Raw genomic sequence first — 19,365 nt, forward strand, 5'->3', positions numbered from 1 at the left:
ACAGTTTGACCCCTGGCTGACCCCCATGCCCCTTGCTGGAGCCCCTCGATGAAATCCGCCCGCCGACTCTTCGTCACAGCCGCCATCGCAGGCGCGCTCACCGCCACGCTGGGTGCCGCGCAAGCCCAGACCGCCGCTGCCTACCCGACCAAGCCGATCACCGTCGTGGTGTCCTACCCGCCAGGCGGCGACACCGACGCCATCGCGCGGCTGTTCGCCGACAAGCTGTCGCAGCGCCTCAAGCAGCCGGTGGTGATCGATAACAAGCCGGGCGCCGGCGGCGCGCTCGGCAACAACTTCGTCGGCCGGGCTCCCGCGGACGGCTACACGCTGCTGTTCACGCCGAACCCGTTCACCACCGCGCCGCTGGTCATGAAGCTGTCGCCGAGCGCGGGCTACGACGTGCTGCACGGCTTCGAGCCGATCATCAAGACGGCGGTGCAGCCGCTGGTGCTGGTCGCCAACCCGGCCGCCGGTGTCAAGTCGGTGCCCGACATGGTCAAGAGCGTGAAGGCCGGCAAGCCGCTGAGCTACGCCAGCCCCGGCGCCGGCTCGCCGATGCACATCCTCGGCGAGTGGCTCAACCGCGAGGCCGGCGTCAAGATCACCCATGTGCCCTACCGCGGCGTCGGCCCCTCGGTGACCGACGTGGTCGCAGGCCATGTCGACACCGCCTGGGTCACTTTCGGCCCGGTCACGCAGTACATCCAGCAGGGCCGGCTGGTGCCGCTCGCGATCGGCGACGCCCAGCGCTCGAAGCTGGCGCCCAGCGTGCCGACCGTGGCCGAGGCCGGCTACAAGGATGTGGTGGTCGGCGCCTGGAACGGCTTCTTCGCGCCCAAGGGAACGCCGGCCGAAGTGGTCAAGCTGCTCAACACCCAGATCAACGAGATCCTGAAGTCGCCCGAGGTGGTCGAGAAGCTCGCCACCTTCGGTGCCCTGCCGGTGGGCGGTGCGCCCGAGCTGCTGGGCAAGACCAACGCCTCCGACTACGAGGTGATGGGCAAGGTGATCCGCGACCTGGGCGTGCAGGCCGACTAGAAGCTGCGCCATGACGTCGGGAACCAACCAGTCCACGCTGGGGCAGGACGTGCCGCAGGTGAATGCGCGCGCCAAGGTGCTGGGGCGCGCCCAGTACGCGGGCGACCTCAAGGTCGCCGGCATGCTGCACGGCGCCGTGCTGCGCAGCCCCTATCCGCATGCGCGCATCGTCGCCATCGACACCTCGGCGGCGCTGGCGCTGCCGGGGGTCAAGGCGGTGCTGACCGGCGCCGACGCGCCCCGCGCGATGTGGGGCGTGCATCACAAGGAGCGTCGCATCCTGGCCGAGGGCGTGGTCCGGTTCGCCGGCGAAGAAGTCGCCGCGGTGGCGGCGGCCAGCGAAGAGATCGCGCGCGACGCGCTCGACCACATCCAGGTCGAGTACGAGGAACTGCCGGCGATCCTGACGCCCGAGGAGGCGCTCGACGAGGAGGCGCCCGGCGTCCATCCGGGCCGCAACAATGTCTCGCACGAGATCCGCTTCGAGCGCGGCGACGCCGACGCCGGCTTCGCCTCGGCCGACCTGGTGCACGAGGCCACCTACACCACCCACGCGCAGTACCCGGGCTACCTCGAGCCGATGGCCACGGTCGCCGCGCTCGAGCCCGATGGCCGGCTGGTGGTGTGGACATCGACCCAGTCGGTGACGCAGGCGCGGCTGCGGCTCGCGGCTGCGCTCGAGATGCCGATCTCGCGCATCCGGGTGCACCAGGCGACCACCGGCGGCGGCTTCGGCGGCAAGCTGGTCGAAGACGCCAACAACCTGATCGCCGGCCTGCTGGCACGCAAGACCGGCAAGCCGGTGCGGCTGGTCAACAACCGGCTCGAGGACTTCCTGGCGGCGCCCTCGAGCGTGCCCGAGCGCATCACGCTCAAGCTTGGCATGACGCGCGCCGGCCTGATCGTCGCCAAGGAGGTGCGCATCGTGGCCGACTGCGGCGCCTACAGCGGTCTCGCGGCCGAGGTGATGCACGTGAGCGCGATGCGCAGCGACAACATGCACCGCAACCCGAACGTGCGCTCGCACGCCACGCTGGTCTACACCCACACGCCGCCGCACGGCGCCTTCCGCGGCTTCGGCGGCTCGCAGATGCTGTTCGCGCTCAACAGCCACATCCACACCATGGCCGAGCAGCTCGGCCTCGATCCGGTCGCGATCCACAAGCTCAATGCGATCGGCGCCGGCGAGACCTCGGTCCACGGCTGGCAGATCGGGAGCACCGGCCTGAAGGAATGCATCGACCAGGCGATCGACGCCATCGGCTGGCAAGCCAGGCGCGCCGCGCCGAAGGGCACCGGCGCCCGCCGCCGCGGCGTCGGCATGGCGGCGGCGATGCACGTCAGCGGCAACCGCACGATTGGCAACTGGGACGGTTCGACCGTGGTTGTCAAGGTCAACGAAGACGGCCGCGTCTTCATCCACAGCGGCGAAGCCGACATGGGGCAGGGCGCGATGACGATGCTGAGCCAGGTGGTGGCGCACGAGCTCGACATCCCGCTGGACCACACGCACGTGGTGCCGCCCGACACCGACACCTCGCCGATCGCGATCGGCTCGCTGGCCTCGCGCGTGACCATCGCCGGCGGCAACGCGGCGATCGTGGCCGCGCGCATGGCCCGCGACAAGCTGCTCGCGCTCGCTGCGACCCAGCTCGAACGGCCGGTCGAGCAGCTCGAATGCGCCAACGGCACGGTGCGGGTCATCGCCGACCCCGGGCGCAGCTGCACGCTGGCCATGCTGGCGCGCCTGCACGTCTGGCGCCACGGCGGCGAGGGCCTGCAGGTCAGCGGCAGCTGGGACGCCCGCACGCAGATGCACGACGACAAGGTCTACGGCAACATCGCGCCGGCCTATTCGTTCGCGGCCCAGGCGGTCGAGGTCGAGGTCGACACCCAGACCGGCCAGGTCACGCTGGTCGACAGCTTCGTCTCGGACGACTGCGGCAAGGCGCTGAATCCGCTGGCGATCCACGGCCAGACCAACGGCGCCACCGTGCAGGCGATCGGCTGGGCGCTCTACGAGCAGCTGCAGCTCGAAGGCGGCCGCATGGCCAACGGCAACTTCGCCGACTACACGATGGCCACCAGCGACGCGGTGCCGATGCTGCGCGGCGGCATCGTCGAGTCGAACGATCCGAACGGCCCCTACGGCGCCAAGGGCGCCAGCGAGACCGCCATCCTGCCCGGCGCGCCGGCGATTGCGAACGCGGTCTACGACGCCATCGGCGTGCGCATCCGCGACCTGCCGATCACGCCCGAGAAGGTGCTGGCGGGCCTGCGCGAACTGCAAGGAGCGCGTGATGCGTGATTTCGATTTCCTGCAACCGACCACGATCGACGAGGCCAGCCGCATGCTCGCCGAGCTCGGCGACGACTGCCGCGTGATGGCCGGCGGCAGCGCCCTGATGCTGGCGATGCGCCAGCGCATGCTGACGCCGACCCACATCGTCTCGATCGCGCGGCTCGACGCACTGCGCGGCATCTCATTCGACGCCCGCGACGGCTTGCGCATCGGCGCACTCTCGCGCCATTGCGACGTGGCGCGGTCGCCGCTGGTGCAGCAGCACTATCCGATGCTGGCCGCGATGGCGGCGCAGGTGGCGAACCCGCAGGTGCGCCACCAGGGCACGATCGGCGGCAACCTCTGCTATGCCGATCCGGCCACCGATCCGCCCAGCTGCCTGATGGCGCTCGACGCCCGGGTCACGCTGGCCAGCTCGCGCGGCGAGCGGGTGCTCGGCATGGAGGAGTTCCTGGTCGACTACTACGTGACGGCCATCGAGCCCGACGAGGTGGTGCTCGACATCCGCGTGCCGGCGCCCTCGGCCGACGCCGCCGGCCGCTACACCCGCTTCCGGCGCACCGCGGCTGAGCACCGGCCGCTGGTCAACGTCGCGCTGTCGGTGCGCCGCAGCGGCGCCCGCTGCCACGAGGCCCGGCTGGTGGTCGGCGCCTCGACCCCGATCCCGGCCCGCGTGGCGCGCGCCGAGGCCTTCCTGGCCGGCAAGGCCATCACCGCCGAGGTGGCGGCCGAGGCGGCCGACATCGCGAGCGCGGACATCCTCGCGGTCTCGGATTCGCGCGGCAGCGAGGACTATCGCCGCGACATGGTGCGGGTGGTGGCCCGGCGCACCATCGCCCAGCTGTTCGACCTGGCCATCGATGGAGACAAGCCATGAGCAAGCATCTGATCGCGATCACCGTCAATGGCGAGGCGCAAACGATGGAGGTGCCGGCGCGACGCATGCTGTCGGATTTCCTGCGTGACGACCTGCACCTGACCGGCACCAAGCGCGGCTGCGAGACGGGCACCTGCGGCGCGTGCTCGGTGATCGTCGACGGCGAGGTGGTCAAGTCCTGCCTGTCGCTGGCGGTGCAGGCCGACGGCTGCCGCATCACGACGGTCGAGGGCCTTGGCAACGGCGACGCGCTGCACCCGCTGCAGCAGAGTTTCATGCAATGCGGCGGCCTGCAATGCGGCTACTGCACCCCCGGTTTCCTGATGGCGTCGTGCGCGCTGCTGGCCCGGAACCCTGACCCGACGGTGGACGAAGTGCGCCACGGCCTGAGCGGCAACCTGTGCCGCTGCACCGGCTACACGCAGATTGTCGAATCCGTCATGAACGCTGCGGAGAAGATGCGTGGAAATTGAAAAGACGATGACGGTCGCCGCGCCCGCGGCGCAGGTCTGGCAGATGCTGCTCGACCCCCAGGTGATGGGCAGCTGCGTGCCCGGCATGAAATCGATCGAGGTGGTCAGCGACGTCGAGTACATCGCCCAGATCCACGTCAAGATCTCCTTCATCAGCGCCAAGTTCAAGCTGCGCACGACCATCGTCGAGCAGCGGGCGCCGCACTACCTGCGCTGCGAAGGCACCGGCGAGGACGCCTCGGTCGCCAGCTCGCTGAAGCAGCAGAGCGAGCTGTTCCTGGCCGAGCTGCCGGACGGTCGCACCGAGCTGCGCATGAAGGTCAAGGTCGACGTGCTCGGGCGGCTCGGCACCTTCGGGCTCAGCGTCATGAAGACCAAGGCCGACCGGATGTGGGAGGAGTTCGCCCAGAACCTGGTGGCGCGGCTGGAAGGCGGGCCGCCGATGGCCGCCGCGCCGGCGAGGGCCCAGGTGGCTGCGATCCAGGCTGCGGCGCCGGCCAGCGCGGCGGTGGCTGCGCGGCCCGTTGCAGCCGTCGCGGCGCCGGCTGCGGCGCCGGTCGCAACGCCACCCGCGGCCGTCCCGGCGGGCCGCGCGTCAGCGGGCCGCGGCTGGTGGTCGCGGCTCGTCCATGGCAGCGCGGCGGACGGCCGTCACATCCGCATCGAACTGCAGCGTGGCGACACCCAGCTCAAGGTCGACTGGCCGATCGAAGCCGCGGCCGATTGCTCCGCGTGGCTGCGCGAAGTGACGAAGTAGTCCTCAGGAATAGGTGACCCAGCCGTCGTAGGCCGGGCCGTCGAGGTGCGGCAGCGTGTTGTAGGTCAGCAGCATGTGGCGCTTCGGCGTGAAGGCGAACTCGGTCACCGCGGTGTTGCGGATCCGCAGGTTCAGCTCGACCGTGGTCTCGGGGCTGGTGCCCAGCACATGGCCCACGGCGGTGCTGATCGGTCCGCCGCTGGACACCACCAGCACCTTGGCGCCGTGGTGCCGGTCGCGCACATGGTCCAGCGCGGTCGTCACGCCGGCCAGGAAATCCACGTAGCTGGGCATGCCGACCGGTTCGGTGCGGCCCTGCATCCAGGCGCCCAGTCCGTCGCGCAGCAGGCGGAAATGGTGGCGGTACATCTCCGGCGAATCGGGTTTCTCGAGCTTGCCGGGATGGACCGTCGCAATGATCGCCTCGCTGTCGTACTCATTGAGTCCGGGCCAGGGCAGCACGTCCTCGTGCCCGATCCCCAGGCCCTCGGCGATGCCTTCCCAGGTCTGGCGATGGCGCTTCAGCGTGCCGGTGATCACGGCGTCGAAGCGCATGCCGCGCTCGCGCCAGTACTCGCCCAGCCGCACCGACTGCCTGCGGCCCAGGTCGCTGAGATGGTCGTAGTCGGCGGCGCCGAAGCTGGCCTGCCCGTGGCGCACGAGGTAGAGAGTTCCCATGTGTGGATTCTGCCAATCGGGAGCGCTGGCCGCGGTCGCGGCGGTGACCAAGGGCTTCTTGGATGACCGATCGAGGCTGACCACGTGGGCGAAATCGAAGAGGTCGAGGCACCTGGAATTGAATTGCTGGCAGGAATTTTCACGACTTTTTTAACAGTCCGGATATCGATCATTCCATCGCATGGCTTCCATTTCAAATCAGACGATTCTCATATGCGCCGCAAGGGCCCGTCAATATCATTGACTCCAGGTCCTTGTCCTGCGCATCAACTGGGTTCATGCAATCGGAGTCGAGGGCAATCGAAAGCCTTTTTCGCCCAGACGGTCTGCGCGAAATGGCATCAATTTGAACTTGAAGGATCCGTCTGATGAATAACGCGTATACCAGTATTTGGAATGAAGCCCTTGGTGCCTGGGTGGCCACCAGTGAAGCAGTCTCGGCGCGAGGCAAGGCCTCGAAGGGTGCAGTCGTGCGGGCACTGGCGCAAGAGGGTGCTCGTGCGGAGGCGCGCTCGGGCCTTGGACGTTCGATGCTGGCGGCGGCAATGGTCTTGGTCGGCCTGGCGAGTTTTAGCGTGTCGCAAAGCGCCTTTGCGAGTTTTATCGTCAATGACACTGCTTTTGGCCTTGTCGACCCGGGTGGTTGCCAATATATGGATGGGACCTCTTCCAATCCGACGTGGAGTGCGTGTAGCAATTTTTCTGGCTACAACAACGTAAACCAAACGAACAATGTGGTTATTGCCAACAATAACATGTCCGTTGGTGGCTACCAATATATCAACGGCATCACGACAGGTGTCCAGACCACCAATGGCAATGGCGTCGGTCTCAACATCACGGCTTCCGGCGCGGGCATCCGGCTCAATGGCGGCCAGATCACGGGTATTGCCAGAGGCTCGGTCGGTTCCGCCAGTACCGATGCCATCAACGGCTCGCAGCTCTATAGCGTGAGCTCCTCGTTGGCCAGCGCCCTGGGCGGCGGCTCCGCGGTCAATGCGGACGGCACGGTCTCGGCACCCAGCTACACGGTGGGCGGCGCGGCGGTCACCGGCGTGGGCGGTGCGATCACCAGCCTCGATGGCCGCGTGACGCAGAACAAGAGCGATATCACTGGCAACGCCAACGAGATCACCAATCTCAAGAACAACGTGAACAACGGCACGGTGGGCCTGGTGCAGCAAGCCTCGACCGGCGCCGACCTGACGGTGGGCAAGGCCACCGACGGCGTGGCGGTGAACTTCGCCGACAAGGACGGCAACACCCGTACGCTGAAGAACGTCACGGCCGGTGTCGCCGACCACGACGCGGTGAACATGACGCAGCTGAACGCGACGAACGGCCGCCTGAGCACGGCCGAAGGCAGCATCGACACGCTCAACACGAACGTCGACGCCCTCGACAGCCGCGTGACGACCAACGCGACCAACATCGCCGGCAACACGGACGAGATCACCAATCTCAAGAACAACGTGAACAGCGGCACGGTGGGCCTTGTGCAGCAAGCTGCAGCTGGCGCCGACCTGACGGTGGGCAAGGCCACCAACGGCGTGGCCGTGGACTTCGCCGACAAGGACGGCAACACCCGCACGCTGAAGAACGTCACGGCCGGCGTCGCCGACTACGACGCGGTGAACATGTCGCAGCTGAACGCAACGAACGGACGCCTGGGCACGGCCGAGACGAAGATCGCCGGCAACACGAACGAGATCACCAACATCTCGAACAAGCTCGATAACGGCACGGTGGGCCTGGTGCAGCAGGATGCGACGACCCATGCGATCACGGTGGCGGGCGACAAGGCCGGCACCTCAGTGAACTTCGCTGGCACCGATGGTGACCGCGTGCTGAGCGGCGTGGCCGCGGGCAAGGCCGAAACCGATGCGGTCAACGTCGGTCAGCTTCAGAAGGCCGGCCTGGTCGACGCCGGCGGCAACACGCTCGACGCGGTGACTTACGACGCGGGCTCCAACCGCGGCACGGTGACCTTCAACCAGGGCGGCGCTGCGGTGCTGCTGCAGAACGTCGGCGCCGGCATGGCGAACACCGATGCGGCCAACGTCGGGCAGTTGCGCGATGTCGCCTCCTCGCTGGGCGGCGGCGCCACGATCGATGCCAACGGCAAGATGGTGGCACCGAGCTACACGGTGAACAACGCCACGTACGGCAGCGTGGCCGATGCCCTCAACGGCTTGGCCGGCACGATGGATTCCGCGAAGAATCGCATCACCCAGGTCGAGAAGGTCACGAGCACCTCGCAGGCCAATGCGCATGTGGCCACCAGCGGCGATGCGACGCAGGCGGCCGTGGCCAGCGGCGACAACGCGGTGGCGATCGGCGCCGGCGCGACGGCTTCGGCCCTGAACAGCGTGGCGATCGGCGCCGGCTCCACGACCGGCAATCGCGAGAACACCGTGTCCGTCGGATCGGCAGGCAACGAGCGTGCGATCGCCAACGTGGCGGATGCCGTCATGGACACTGATGCCGTCAACAAGCGTCAGCTCGACTCGGTCGCGGACAGCGCCAAGGCTTACACCGACCAGCGCATGGACCAGGTCCAGTCGGACATCGCCAGCGTCAAGCGCGATTCGAACGCAGCGGCCGCGTCGGCCATGGCGGTGGCGACCTTGCCGCAGTCGATCATCCCGGGGCGGGGCATGGCATCGGCCGCGCTGAGCAACATGGGCGGCGAGTCGGCCCTCGCCATCGGCGTGTCGAAGGTGTCGGAGAACAGCCGCTGGGTCACCAAGGTTGCGGGCACGGTCAACACGCGCGGCAACGCCGGCGTGAGCGCAGGCATCGGCTTCCACTGGTAAGTCGGCGTCCGGCTGAATGAAGAAGGGGCGTCACGCTGAGCATGGCGCCCCTTTTTGTCGCGCGATCGCCCGGCATTGTTTTACCAACGGTAGGCACGGCACCGTAGTACTTCGTGTGATTTTTCGCTGGGTGTTTTCAGATCCTTCTGATGTTCCGCGATCGATGCGGTCCGTACGATTCATCGCAGCCTTCCTGCCGATCCCGGAGGCGGCCATCACAGGCCGATCGACATCCGCCGACCCCGCGTCGGCATCCATCCTCAACAGAACGCGGCATGCGTGATCCGCAATCCGTGGCGACAACGACGATGTCGTTCTCATGCTCGTCCAAAGGCTCAGTGGGCGTCACCGACCACACACCCTTGTCATTGGCCTTCGTTTCCAGAATGGTGCCACCAGGCAGCGTCACCTTGATGTCGGCGAAAGCCTCGGTCGTGCCTTCGATCGTCGGTGTCCTGTCGTTGGTGACGTTGTCTTTCTTGTCGCCGGAGTTGGACGCATCGGCCAGCTTCGCGGTCGTGTCGGGGCCCAGCAGGTCGACGCTGAAGAAGAACTTGTCGGACAGATCACCCGTCGAATTGCCAGCCGGATCGGTCACCATCACCTGGGCATAGTAGTTGTCACCCGGCAGCAGTGCCTCCTCGGCAGGGAGTTCATAGGACCACGTCTTGCCCGAACCCATACGCATAGAGCTGTCCGTCCTCGGCCACCCCGTAGATGCCCGAAGGCTCGGCCAGGGCATAGAAGCCCTCCAGCACCAGGGCCGGGCTGGCCTCGCCCTCGAGCGTGACATGGAGGTCGTCGCCGACGCGCGTCAACGTGGCGTTTTCAGGTCCGACGTCGCCCTCGCCCTTCAGGAGGTATTTGACATTCGGCAAAGCCTTGATCTTGAGCGGCGCCGCACCATCCAGGGCGATCGGATCGCCCGCCTTCTTGCCGTTCTTGTTGATGACTACAGCCGTCTTTTTTTTAGCCACTGAATACCCCAGCCCTGTGAAGAGAATAGAAAAAACCAAACAAACAATTTGCGGGTCGAGTTGCAGGCCAGCAGGGCCCGCAGCGGCAGCACCCGAAAGCAAACGGGTTCCTCCCCTGCGCTTCCCGTTTGCGATCGACCCTTCGTCGCCCGAGCTTCACGACCAGCTGTCATGGCCTCGATGGCGCCGCTGTGATGCACTGCCGAGGGGCGCCGAATCGCATCGACGACCCACCTCTACCAGCTTGAGTCGCGGACTGTATTGAAGAGGGCGCAAATGCAGAATGAGAACGGGGCGCGACTCGGCAATGAAATTTCCGAAAGTCGGCTGGAAGCGCTCAGACGAGGCTCCCGTGTCTGCTCGCGAAGGCCTCGGCGCGCGACAGCGCCGCCACCAGTTCGCCGCGCGCCGTGGCACAGAGCGCCGCGGCGACCTCATCGGAGCTCGTGCCCTCGGCCGGTGTCCGCGACCGACAGCTCCAGCGAGGTCTCGGAGGGCCGGCGCGCCGCCACCGTGATGCCACCCTCCTTGGTGAACTTGAGCGCGTTGCCGATCAGGTTGGTCAGGATCTGCCTCAGGCGCACCGCATCGCTCACGATGAACTGGGGAATCCGCGGGTCGACGTCGAATGTCAGGCCGATCGCCTTGCGCTGCGCGTCCGGGGCCAGCGTGAGGCAGATGTCCTCGACCAGCCCGTGCAACGACAGCGGCCGGTTCTCGAGCTCGAGCTTGCCGGCCTCGATCTTGGAGAAGTCGAGGATGTCGTTGATGATCGTCAGCAAGGCGACCGATGATTCCCGGCTGCGCAGGAGCATCGCGCGCTGGTCATCCGTGAGCGGCGTGTCGATCACGAGATCGATGGTCCCGAGCACGCCGGCGAGCGGGGTGCGCACCTCGTGGCTCATCATCGCCAGGAACTGCCGCTTGGCGTCGAGCGCCGCGCGCGCCTCCTCGGCCTTGGCGGTCAGGTCGGCCTTGAGCGCTTCTTCGCGCGTGATGTCCTTGACGATGCCGGTGAAGGTGACCCACGCCGGATCGGCGCCGTCCTCGACGCTGGACGTCACGCTGCCGCGCACGTCGAGCGTGCGCAGCTCGCCATCGCGGCCGCAGATCCGAAGGTGGTCCCGGTAGGCGCCATGGCCGCGCCGGTAAGCCTTGCGCATGGCGCGCCCGGCCCGATAGCGGTCCTCGGGAGGCAGCATCCTGAGCAGATCGCGATAGCAGATGTCGGTCTGGTCCGGCCGGCGGAAGATCTCCCGGATCTTGGGGTCGGCCGTGATGACCGTGTCGCCCAGGGCCATGTCGGCGGCGGCGGAATCCTTGTGGGCGCGGGTCACCGAGCGCCAGACGCCGAGGCCGCCGACCGTCAGTGCCAGCGCAAGGTTGGCTTGGGACTGCTCGAGTTCCGCCAGCACCCGCTCGGCCTCGCGCTTGGCGTCGCGGAGGGCCAGCTCGCCGAGGCGCCGGTCGGTGATATCGCGGTTGATGCCGATCAGGAAATCGTGGCCGCCGCGCCGCCGGTTCCGCGAGGAGAAGCCCTCGACCCAGCGCACCGCGCCCGCGTCGTCGACGATACGGCACTCGTACGCCATCACCTCGTCGGACTGCCGCGCGCTGGCCAGCCGCCGGTCGAGTTGAGCGGCGTCGTCCGGATGGACCCGGGCAAAAGCCGCGGAAAGGCCGGCTTCGCCGCGCTTCATGCCGAGAATCTTCAGCGCCCGCGCGTCGGCATGCACTTCGTCGGTGCTCAGGTTCAATTCCCAGGTGCCCATGCCCGCGGCGTCGAGTGCGATGCGCAGCCGGCCAAGGGCCACTTCGAGATCGCGCTGCAGCTGCTTCTGCTCGGTCACGTCGACCACCACGCCGACGATGCCGTGCAGCTCGCCGTGACGGTCGCGCACCGGGCGCTTGCTCGCCAGGAAACTGCGCCGGACGCCGTCGACCACGATGTCTTCGTCGAAGCTGCGCGCCTGGCCGGAGGCGATGAGCTCGCGGTCCTGGGCGACGAAGCGATCGTGCAGCGCGGTGCCGAAAACGTCGAGATCATTCTTGCCGATGACCGCCGACGCGCGCAGGCCGAAGGCTCGTTCGAACTCGGCGTTCAAGACCTGGTAGTGCAAGTCCGTGTCCTTGAAGAACAGGCCGTGCGGCACCGCATCGAGGATGGCATGGATCTGGTCGTCGAGGCGCTGGCGGGCACGGGTTCGCAGGTACTGCATGACCACCAGCGCGACGATGCTGAACGATATCAGCGCCATCCAGAACCAATGCAGCTCGATGGCCATCGGCTGGCCGAAGAAATAGCTCGCGATGCCGAGCACGCAAGCCAACGCCATCGTGACAGTGCCCGAATCGACAGTCCGCCACAGCACATTCGCCTTGATCATGGAGACTCCGCATCGATCTGATGACCGCTCGGGCGGAGACTAGACGATCGGCGCAGGACGCGCCAGTCGACGGCCCAGCCGGCGCCCGCTGGGCCGGGCTTGGCATGGGCGCTGCGCGCTCAGCCCACATCGGCCGCCGGCACCGCGTGGCGGCGTTTCGGGGCGGCGGCCAGCGGTGCGCGCGCAAGCGCTGGCTGGCCCCTGTGCGGCGGCCTGTTCTCGAGCCGGTAGGCAGCGCCCGGCAAGGCCTCCAGCGCCCAGCCGTTCGAGCCGTCGAGCGCGAGCGCCACGCGCAGATCATCGATGGTGCAGGCCAGGTTGTCGATGCGATGCCAGTTGGCGCCGTGCTCGCCGGCCGGCAGCATGCGCGTCAGCCAAGCCCCGGCGACCGGGCGGCCGGCGCCATAGAACAGTTCGAGCGCGATGTCGAAGTCCACCGCATCGAGTTTCAGTTTCTCATCGTTGAAGGTGACGATTCTTTCGGTCGGATGGAATGCGTAGCGGTCCCACGCGAGCTGTCGCGGCGTGCTGGCGAATCCGAGCGAATCGAGGAACGAGAGGATGACGCGATAGAGATCGCTGAAGTAGCGCGGCGAGGCCGCGACCATGCCGCCCACCGCCCCGCGCTGGCGGAGCGCACGTCCCTGCTGCTGCATGGGCACGCGGAGCACCGGAACGATGGACCCGATCAGGTCGTGCGTGCAGGTGGCCACGGACCGGCCCTGGCTGTCGGTATCAGGCACATCGCCCAGCAGCAGCAGATCGAGGTTGGCAGCGCCCGGGCCCAGTGCCAGGAATTCGTCGAGATTCGTGAAGACGAGCGGGGAGTGACCCAGTGCACGCAGCACGCGGCGGATGAGTTCGCGCGAACGGGGTGAATACGCCAGCACCGCGGCGCGCCGGGCAGCGGCGCGGCTCATGACAAGACCCAGACCAGGGCCACGGCAGTCAAGGCGGTCATGTTGGCTCCCTTCAGGCATTCTGCCGGCAACGAAGGCAATCCCAAGACGATTTCAGTCGTGATCGACAGCACGGCCCCTGACGCGTCGAAGGTGACGATCACGGAGGTACCTGATCCACGACGGCACGCTGAGCATGGGCGCGCTGTTCGGCACTGTGATCCTGGCCGGGCGCTCGACCGCGCCGCTGGCCGCGGTGGTGGGGCTGGCGGTGCGCTTCCAGCAGGCCAAGACGGCGCTGACCTCGCTCAATGGGGTGATGGCCCGCCCCTCCGACCGGGCGCCCGACCGCCGCTACCTCGCCAAGCCCGAATTCGCGGGCCAGATCACGCTCAAGCGCATCAACTTCGCCTACCCGGCGCCGCCGATGCAGCCGTCGCCGCCGGTGCTGCAGGGCGTCAGCCTGGACATCCGGCCGGGCGAGCGCGTCGGCGTGCTCGGCAACATCGGCAGCGGCAAATCCACTCTGCTGCGGATCATGGCGGCCCTCTACCAGCCCACCGGCGGCCAGGTGTTGATGGACGGCGTCGACGTCGGCCAGATCGACCCGGCGGACGTGCGCGCGGCGGTGGGCATGTTGAGCCAGGAGCCGCGCCTGTTCCACGGCACGCTGCGCGACAACGTGACCATCGGCGATCCGGGCGCGAGCACCGCGGCGTTCCTCCAGGTGGCGCGGTTGACCGGCCTCGACGCCATCGCGGCGCGCCATCCGCGCGGCTTCGACATGCCCATCGGCGAAGGCGGACAGGGCCTGTCGGGTGGACAGCGCCAGCTGGTCGCGCTGGCGCGCTGCCTGCTGCTGCGCCCGCGCATCCTGCTGATGGACGAGCCCACCAGTTCGATGGACCTGCAGACCGAGCATTACTTCCTGCGGCGCATGGCGGCGGCCACGCAGGGCCAGACCGTGGTGGTCGCCACCCACCGCCTGTCGGTGCTCGACCTGGTCGACCGCATCGTGGTCATGGATGCCGATGGCAAGGTCTTCATGGACGGGCCGAAGGCGGTGGTGATGGAACGCCTGCGCACCAGCGGGAATGCTGCCAACAACGGCGCCGCCAACAACGGCGCGGCCAACAACGATCAAGCACAAGGGAGCCAGGCATGAGCGAAGCCAACACGGTCGCCCTCGCGACCTCCATGCCGCGGACCACCCCAGCGGCCCGCGGCCCCAGCGGCCGGGCTCGCGCCGAGGATCTCGCGTTCGTGCAGGACCTGCGCGAAGCGATGCTGGTCCAGAAGACGCCCGGCAGCATGCTGGTGCTCTACCTGATCGCGGTCATCCTCGTGGTGGCCGTGGTCTGGGCGCACTTCGCGCGGGTCGAAGAGATCACGCACGGCGAAGGCCGGGTGATCCCGGCCAGCCGCGAGCAGATCATCCAGAGCCTGGAGGGCGGCATCCTGGAGACCATGAACGTGGCGGAAGGCGACATCGTCGAGAAGGGTCAGATACTGCTCGAGATCGACCCGACGCGCGCCGGGGCGGCCTATCGCGAAGGCCTCTCCAAGGTGCTGGCCCTCAAGGGCTCGATCGCGCGGCTGCGCGCCGAGGCCTACCAGACGCCCCTGGATTTCCCGCCCGACGTGAAGGCGGTGCCCTCGATCGTGCGCGACGAAACCCAGGCCTTCAACGCCCGGCGCCAGACCCTGAACGAGAGCGTCCAGGCCTTGCAGCGCAGCCTGCAACTGGCCGAAAAGGAAGTCTCGCTGTCCGAGCCGCTGTCCGCACGCGGGCTGATGTCCGAAGTGGAGATCCTGCGCATGAAGCGCCAGGCCAACGAATTCCGCCTGCAGATCGCCGAGCGCCAGAACAAGTTCAGGGCCGACGCCAACTCGGAGCTGACCCGGCTCGAGGGCGAGCTCGCGCAGTCGAAGGAGAACGTCGGTGCCCGCGAGGACGTGATGAACCGCACCACGGTGAAGGCGCCGGTCAAGGGCACCGTGAAGAACATCCGCGTGACCACCATCGGCGGCGTGATCCAGCAGGGCGCTGACATCATGGAAATCGTCCCGCTCGAGGACCAACTGGTGGTGGAGACCAAGATCAAGCCGTCGGACGTGGCCTTCGTGCGCCCGGGACTGCCGGCCACCGTGAAGATCTCGGCCTACGACTACGCGATCTACGGCGGCCTGCATGGCACGGTCGAGCACCTGAGCCCGGATACGTTGAAGGACGACGAGAAAGCCCGCGCGGGCCGCGCCGATGCGACCTACTACCGCTTGATGGTGCGCACCGACCGCGCCGCGCTTTCCGCCGGCGGCAAGGAGTTCCCGATCATGCCGGGCATGACGGCCACGGTGGAAGTCCGCACGGGCGAGAAATCGATTCTCAGCTACCTGCTGAAGCCGGTGCTGAAGGCGCGTGAAGCCTTCCGGGAGCGTTGAGCGTGAAGCATTCCGAGTTCAGGAAGCGCTCGCCGGGTGCTCCGTCCGTGGGGCGTCGACTGGCGCGCGCCATGGTGTTGCTGCCTTTGTCGCTGAGCGCCCACGCCATGGCCCAGGACGCCTCCCCGGAGCCGCCGAGGGTGCTCGAGTGGGGCAGTTTTGCCGACGATGGTCCGGCAGCCGTCGCCAAGCCGGTGGCGCCTGCGCCGGTGATCCGGGCGGCGCCTGTGCCTGCGCCTGCGCCGGCACCTGCCGCTGCGGCACCAGCATCATTGCCAGCACCGGTGCCAGCGGCACCTCCGCCGCCGTCACCCGTGGCGGAGGCCGAACCGGTCCCGCCAGGGCCCGAGAAGAAGTGGACCGACGGCGCGCCAGTCCCGGTCGGCGGTACGCAAGACGCGCCGCCGATGGCCGTCGCCCCGGCCCCTGCTTCCATCCCCGCCAGCAGCCCGGCGCCGGGCGGCGAGCCGGCTCACGACTTCCTCGAGCGCACGGTTGCCAAGGCCCTGGCGTTGAGTCCGGATGTGCGCGAGGCCACCGCCAGGTGGGAGGCTTCCCGCTTCGATATCGACGAGGCCAAGGGCCAGCGCTGGCCGCAGCTGCAGGTCGGCGCGGCTTCGCCGTCGACGACATTCGGCAGCGGCACCAACGACACCTCCCGCGATGCCTACGGCAACGTGCAGCTGACGACGCCGGTGTACGACTGGGGGCGCATCAGCCGCACCGTCGAGAGCCGCACCGAGACCGCCAACGCGGCACGCGAACAGATGCTGCAGGTGCGCCAGCAGGTGGCCTACGACACCGTCAATGCGCTGATCGAGTTGCGCCGCAACCAGCAGGCGATGGTGCTCAGCGATGCGTACGTCGGCCGCATGACCGAACTGGTCGAGATGCTGGCCGAGATCGTCAAGAGCGACCGCGGCCGCGACAGCGAACTGGTGCAGGCGCGCGGTCGCCGCCTGCAGGCGCTGGCGACCCGCGACCTGGTGGTGGCGAAGATGCGCGAGGTCGAGATCAACCTGGCCAAGCTGGTCGGCGAAGAGGTCAAGCTGCCACCGCAGCTGACATGGGGCACGCCGGTGGTCGACGTCCAGGAGGCGCTGCTCGCGGCGCCCGAGCATCCCGCGCTGCGCCAGACGCGGGCCGAGGCCAAGGCGGCGGACCTGTATGCGAAATCCGTGCACGCCTCGCGCTACCCGCAGCTCAACTGGGTGGTGTCGAAGTCCACGCAGCAGGACATCAACGGCAACACGCAGCCGTGGGCGACCGGCCTGTCGGTGCAGTGGAACGCCTTCCAGGGCGGCTCCGCGGCCGCGGCCGAGCGGGCGGCGTTCGGCCGCGCCCAGGCCGGCGAGGAAAAGGCGATGGCCGCCACGCGCGACCTCGAGTACCGGCTGCGGACCTCGGCCCAGCAGCGCGACGCCGCGCTGAGCCGGGCCGAGGAATACACGCCGCTGATCAAGGACTCCGACCGCGTTCGCAAGATCTTCTACGAGCAGTGGTACCACCTCGGAAAGCGCACCCTGCTGGACGTGCTGATCGCCGAGAACGACCACTACAACAACCAGATCGCGCAGGTGAACAGCCGCTACGACGGGGAGGCGGCTGATTTGCGGATACGGGCGGATGCGGCGATCTTGCTGCCCTGGCTGGGGGTGGGTGGCTAGCGTTCGGTGCCGCCTACGCCAAAGCCAAGTTCGACAACTTGCCATTGGCCGTTTTGAAGATGTGGAAGGAAGCCTGCGATGCCTAAGACCGCAACCCCAAAGATGGATGCCGAAATGTTGGCGTTTGCCAACGACGTGGCATTGTCGATCCGCCAGGCCAAGGCCGGGCAGTACGCACGAGTGACCACCGGAGAGCAACTGGCGGCGCGCAAGCGAGGCCGCCCGGTGGGTAGCGTGCAGGCGGTGACCAAGGAACCGGTCAAACTTCGGATTGACGCGGACCTGCTCGCCGCCTTGCGTGCCACGGGCGATGGCTGGCAAACGCGCATCAACGACACGCTGCGCGCCTCGCTGCACTTGGCTGGAAAGGTGTAGCCAACCCGGCCAACGTCGCGGGTCGGCAGGCTTGCGACGGGTGTTTCAAACGCCTCCGGACCATAGCGTCACCAGCCCTCGCGGCGTGTCGAACATCGCGCGCAGGCCCGGTGCCCCCGAGGTCAGCGACAGCTCCGACAACCCGATCGTCCCCAACGCCGCCCCCAGGTCGCCGGCCCGCGGATGCGACAGCGCCAGCGCGCGCAGCACGACGCCGGATTCGTCCATGCTGTCGATCGGATGCACGGCCCCCCATTCGATCAGCGTCGGCAGCGCGCCATAGAAAAGCCGCTGGCCGTCGTTGCGTACCGTGATGCGCCACGAGAGCCGGCCCGCCGGCGTGTCGCGCGAGGCCTCGATGATGTGGCCCCGGTCGATGCGCAGCGCGGCCAGCCGATGCACCGCCGCCTCGATGTCCGGCACTTCGGCCACGAAGTGCACCAGCCGCGGGCCGTGGCGCGCCAGCGCGGCCTGCAGCGCGCCGTCGTCGAGGTCGAACCAGCGGTGGCGGGCGCCGGCGCGCGCGCGCTTCGCATGCGGATCGATCGCGATGATCTCGAAGTAGGCGCGCGGGAAGGCGGCCGATCCGATCTTCAGCAGCCGGTTGTGCGTGCCCATCAGCGGATGGATGCCGCCGGGGCCGGGCGTCACCCCGAAGGTCGCTTCGCACCAGCGCACCCCCTCGTCGAGGCTGCGGGCGGCCAGCACGAGGTGGTCGATGCGCGTCGGCATGGCGCGGGCCGTTTCAGCGCGGCGTGGTCGTCAGAGCATCACGGTGCCGTCGACGCAGGTCACCGAGTCGCCGCCGACCCACACCTGGCCGTCGGCATCGCGATGGATGTGCACACGGCCCGCTCGCCCCAGGGTCTGGCCTTGCGCCGCGACATAGCTTTCGGGCAGATGCCCGTCAGCGATCAGCCATTGCGCCAGGCTGGCGTTGAAACTGCCCGTGACCGGGTCTTCCTCGATGCCGACCGGCGCCGCGAAGGCGCGCACCTCGATGTCGGCCGGCGCTTCTTCGGTGCGCGCGAAGGCGCGCGCCTCGCGGTTCGAGCGCGCGATCAGCACCGGCGAGGCGGCCGACGACGGCAGGCCCGCGACGCCGACCTTCTGCCCCAGTTCGCGCAGCGCGCGGTGGTCGGGCTTGAGCGTGAGCACCGTGTCGGCATCGGCGAGCAGCAGCCCGAGCCAGGCGGGTCCGTTGTCGAGCAGCTGGGCGGTGACGATCTGTTGCGCCTTCAGCCCCAGCGCGGCCGCGACCTTGGCCAGCAAGGTCGGGCTCGGCGCGATGCGCTTCACCGGCGGCGCGGCGAAGGCCAGGCGCTCGCCCTCGCGCCGGATCGGCACCAGGCCCACCGCGCTCTGCTGCACGATGTGGCCGGCCGCCTTCGGCTTGCCGCCGGCCTGCAGCCACGCGTGGCAGCTGCCGAGCGTCGGATGGCCCGCGAAGGGCAGTTCGCCGCCCGGCGTGAAGATGCGCACCCGGTAGTCGGCCGTCGGCTCGGTCGGCGGCAGCACGAACGTGGTCTCCGACAGGTTGGTCCAGGCGGCGAAGCGCTGCATCGCGGCGTCGTCGATGCCGCTGCCGTCGAGAACGACTGCGAGGGGATTGCCGATATAGGGCGTCGACGTGAAGACGTCGACCTGCTTGAAGGGGCGGGAGATCATGGTGGT

Annotated in this window: 18 protein-coding genes and 1 pseudogene; 11 read left to right on the forward strand and 8 right to left on the reverse strand. The window is 68.3% G+C overall.

Annotated elements, in window-relative coordinates; genetic code table 11:
• Window positions 1–48: 48 nt before the first annotated feature.
• Genes QTI68_RS05455 through QTI68_RS05475 form a run of 5 tightly spaced genes read left to right on the forward strand, consistent with a single transcriptional unit; the run spans window position 49 to window position 5,450 of the window.
• A complete protein-coding gene (locus QTI68_RS05455) occupies window positions 49–1,041 on the forward strand; it encodes a Bug family tripartite tricarboxylate transporter substrate binding protein (RefSeq protein WP_286520129.1) in 993 nt (330 codons plus the stop codon).
• Between the two features lie 10 nt (window positions 1,042–1,051).
• Window positions 1,052–3,349, forward strand: coding sequence for a xanthine dehydrogenase family protein molybdopterin-binding subunit (locus QTI68_RS05460; protein ID WP_286520130.1), 2,298 nt, complete (start codon window positions 1,052–1,054; stop codon window positions 3,347–3,349).
• Window positions 3,342–4,220, forward strand: coding sequence for an FAD binding domain-containing protein (locus QTI68_RS05465; protein ID WP_286520131.1), 879 nt, complete (start codon window positions 3,342–3,344; stop codon window positions 4,218–4,220). The genes QTI68_RS05460 and QTI68_RS05465 overlap by 8 nt, the downstream gene beginning before the upstream one ends.
• A complete protein-coding gene (locus QTI68_RS05470) occupies window positions 4,217–4,693 on the forward strand; it encodes a (2Fe-2S)-binding protein (RefSeq protein ID WP_286520132.1) in 477 nt (158 codons plus the stop codon). The genes QTI68_RS05465 and QTI68_RS05470 overlap by 4 nt, the downstream gene beginning before the upstream one ends.
• Entirely contained in the window at window positions 4,683–5,450 is a 768-nt protein-coding gene (locus QTI68_RS05475) for an SRPBCC family protein (protein ID WP_286520133.1), read from the forward strand. Before QTI68_RS05470 ends, QTI68_RS05475 begins: the two co-directional genes overlap by 11 nt.
• Window positions 5,451–5,453: 3 nt before the next feature.
• Here the strand turns inward: QTI68_RS05475 and QTI68_RS05480 are convergent, their stop codons facing one another.
• On the reverse strand, window positions 5,454–6,128 hold the full coding sequence (locus QTI68_RS05480; protein WP_286520134.1) for a histidine phosphatase family protein: 675 nt from the start codon (window positions 6,126–6,128) through the stop codon (window positions 5,454–5,456).
• Window positions 6,129–6,496: 368 nt separating this feature from the next.
• Here QTI68_RS05480 and QTI68_RS40120 point away from each other — a divergent pair.
• Window positions 6,497–6,604, forward strand: a pseudogene (locus QTI68_RS40120) (ESPR-type extended signal peptide-containing protein); the annotation flags it as partial.
• Between the two features lie 279 nt (window positions 6,605–6,883).
• Window positions 6,884–8,944, forward strand: coding sequence for a YadA family autotransporter adhesin (locus QTI68_RS05485; RefSeq protein WP_286520135.1), 2,061 nt, complete (start codon window positions 6,884–6,886; stop codon window positions 8,942–8,944).
• Between the two features lie 136 nt (window positions 8,945–9,080).
• Here QTI68_RS05485 and QTI68_RS05490 read toward each other — a convergent pair whose 3' ends face one another.
• From QTI68_RS05490 to QTI68_RS05510, 5 genes are all read right to left on the reverse strand, one after another.
• A complete protein-coding gene (locus QTI68_RS05490; protein WP_286520137.1) occupies window positions 9,081–9,632 on the reverse strand; it encodes an Ig-like domain-containing protein in 552 nt (183 codons plus the stop codon).
• Window positions 9,598–10,023 carry a hypothetical protein gene (locus QTI68_RS05495; protein ID WP_286520139.1) on the reverse strand — a complete coding sequence of 142 codons (426 nt, stop codon included), beginning with the start codon at window positions 10,021–10,023 and terminating at the stop codon, window positions 9,598–9,600. Before QTI68_RS05495 ends, QTI68_RS05490 begins: the two co-directional genes overlap by 35 nt.
• Before the next feature lie 332 nt (window positions 10,024–10,355).
• Window positions 10,356–12,308, reverse strand: coding sequence for a PAS domain-containing protein (locus tag QTI68_RS05500; RefSeq protein ID WP_286520140.1), 1,953 nt, complete (start codon window positions 12,306–12,308; stop codon window positions 10,356–10,358).
• Between the two features lie 119 nt (window positions 12,309–12,427).
• Window positions 12,428–13,228: a hypothetical protein gene (locus QTI68_RS05505; protein WP_286520143.1), complete on the reverse strand. Its 801-nt coding sequence runs from the start codon at window positions 13,226–13,228 to the stop codon at window positions 12,428–12,430.
• Entirely contained in the window at window positions 13,225–13,371 is a 147-nt protein-coding gene (locus tag QTI68_RS05510; protein WP_286520144.1) for a hypothetical protein, read from the reverse strand. The genes QTI68_RS05505 and QTI68_RS05510 overlap by 4 nt, the downstream gene beginning before the upstream one ends.
• A 32-nt stretch (window positions 13,372–13,403) precedes the next feature.
• Here QTI68_RS05510 and QTI68_RS05515 point away from each other — a divergent pair, with 32 nt between their 5' ends.
• From QTI68_RS05515 to QTI68_RS05530, 4 genes are all read left to right on the forward strand, one after another.
• Window positions 13,404–14,372: an ATP-binding cassette domain-containing protein gene (locus tag QTI68_RS05515; RefSeq protein WP_286520146.1), complete on the forward strand. Its 969-nt coding sequence runs from the start codon at window positions 13,404–13,406 to the stop codon at window positions 14,370–14,372.
• A gap of 32 nt (window positions 14,373–14,404) precedes the next feature.
• The gene (locus tag QTI68_RS05520) at window positions 14,405–15,649 is read left to right on the forward strand and encodes an HlyD family type I secretion periplasmic adaptor subunit (protein WP_286520232.1); all 1,245 of its coding nucleotides are present in this window, start codon (window positions 14,405–14,407) and stop codon (window positions 15,647–15,649) included.
• A 2-nt stretch (window positions 15,650–15,651) separates the two neighbouring features.
• Window positions 15,652–17,316 (forward strand): TolC family protein, encoded by a 1,665-nt coding sequence (locus tag QTI68_RS05525; protein WP_286520147.1) that lies wholly within the window; start codon window positions 15,652–15,654, stop codon window positions 17,314–17,316.
• 78 nt (window positions 17,317–17,394) lie between these two features.
• On the forward strand, window positions 17,395–17,691 hold the full coding sequence (locus QTI68_RS05530) for a BrnA antitoxin family protein (protein WP_286520148.1): 297 nt from the start codon (window positions 17,395–17,397) through the stop codon (window positions 17,689–17,691).
• Between the two features lie 45 nt (window positions 17,692–17,736).
• On the opposite strand, the gene QTI68_RS05535 is transcribed toward QTI68_RS05530, so the two are convergent.
• Window positions 17,737–18,423, reverse strand: a complete 687-nt coding sequence (locus QTI68_RS05535; protein WP_286520150.1) for a VOC family protein — start codon at window positions 18,421–18,423, stop codon at window positions 17,737–17,739.
• 30 nt (window positions 18,424–18,453) lie between these two features.
• Window positions 18,454–19,359: a PhzF family phenazine biosynthesis protein gene (locus tag QTI68_RS05540; protein ID WP_286520233.1), complete on the reverse strand. Its 906-nt coding sequence runs from the start codon at window positions 19,357–19,359 to the stop codon at window positions 18,454–18,456.
• Window positions 19,360–19,365 lie beyond the last annotated feature (6 nt).

This window comes from Variovorax sp. J31P207 (assembly GCF_030316965.1).
GTDB classification, from domain to species: Bacteria; Pseudomonadota; Gammaproteobacteria; order Burkholderiales; family Burkholderiaceae_C; genus Variovorax; species Variovorax ginsengisoli_B.

Bases quoted from the DNA above. Each gene is read 5' to 3' on its own strand.
- QTI68_RS05455 (WP_286520129.1), top strand. From the start codon at position 49: ATGAAATCCGCCCGCCGACTCTTCGTCACAGCCGCCATCGCAGGCGCG.
- QTI68_RS05460 (WP_286520130.1), top strand. From the start codon at position 1,052: ATGACGTCGGGAACCAACCAGTCCACGCTGGGGCAGGACGTGCCGCAG.
- QTI68_RS05465 (WP_286520131.1), top strand. From the start codon at position 3,342: ATGCGTGATTTCGATTTCCTGCAACCGACCACGATCGACGAGGCCAGC.
- QTI68_RS05470 (WP_286520132.1), top strand. From the start codon at position 4,217: ATGAGCAAGCATCTGATCGCGATCACCGTCAATGGCGAGGCGCAAACG.
- QTI68_RS05480 (WP_286520134.1), bottom strand. From the start codon at position 6,128: ATGGGAACTCTCTACCTCGTGCGCCACGGGCAGGCCAGCTTCGGCGCC.
- QTI68_RS05485 (WP_286520135.1), top strand. From the start codon at position 6,884: ATGTCCGTTGGTGGCTACCAATATATCAACGGCATCACGACAGGTGTC.
- QTI68_RS05490 (WP_286520137.1), bottom strand. From the start codon at position 9,632: ATGCGTATGGGTTCGGGCAAGACGTGGTCCTATGAACTCCCTGCCGAG.
- QTI68_RS05500 (WP_286520140.1), bottom strand. From the start codon at position 12,308: ATGATCAAGGCGAATGTGCTGTGGCGGACTGTCGATTCGGGCACTGTC.
- QTI68_RS05505 (WP_286520143.1), bottom strand. From the start codon at position 13,228: ATGAGCCGCGCCGCTGCCCGGCGCGCCGCGGTGCTGGCGTATTCACCC.
- QTI68_RS05515 (WP_286520146.1), top strand. From the start codon at position 13,404: ATGGGCGCGCTGTTCGGCACTGTGATCCTGGCCGGGCGCTCGACCGCG.
- QTI68_RS05520 (WP_286520232.1), top strand. From the start codon at position 14,405: ATGCCGCGGACCACCCCAGCGGCCCGCGGCCCCAGCGGCCGGGCTCGC.
- QTI68_RS05530 (WP_286520148.1), top strand. From the start codon at position 17,395: ATGCCTAAGACCGCAACCCCAAAGATGGATGCCGAAATGTTGGCGTTT.
- QTI68_RS05535 (WP_286520150.1), bottom strand. From the start codon at position 18,423: ATGCCGACGCGCATCGACCACCTCGTGCTGGCCGCCCGCAGCCTCGAC.
- QTI68_RS05540 (WP_286520233.1), bottom strand. From the start codon at position 19,359: ATGATCTCCCGCCCCTTCAAGCAGGTCGACGTCTTCACGTCGACGCCC.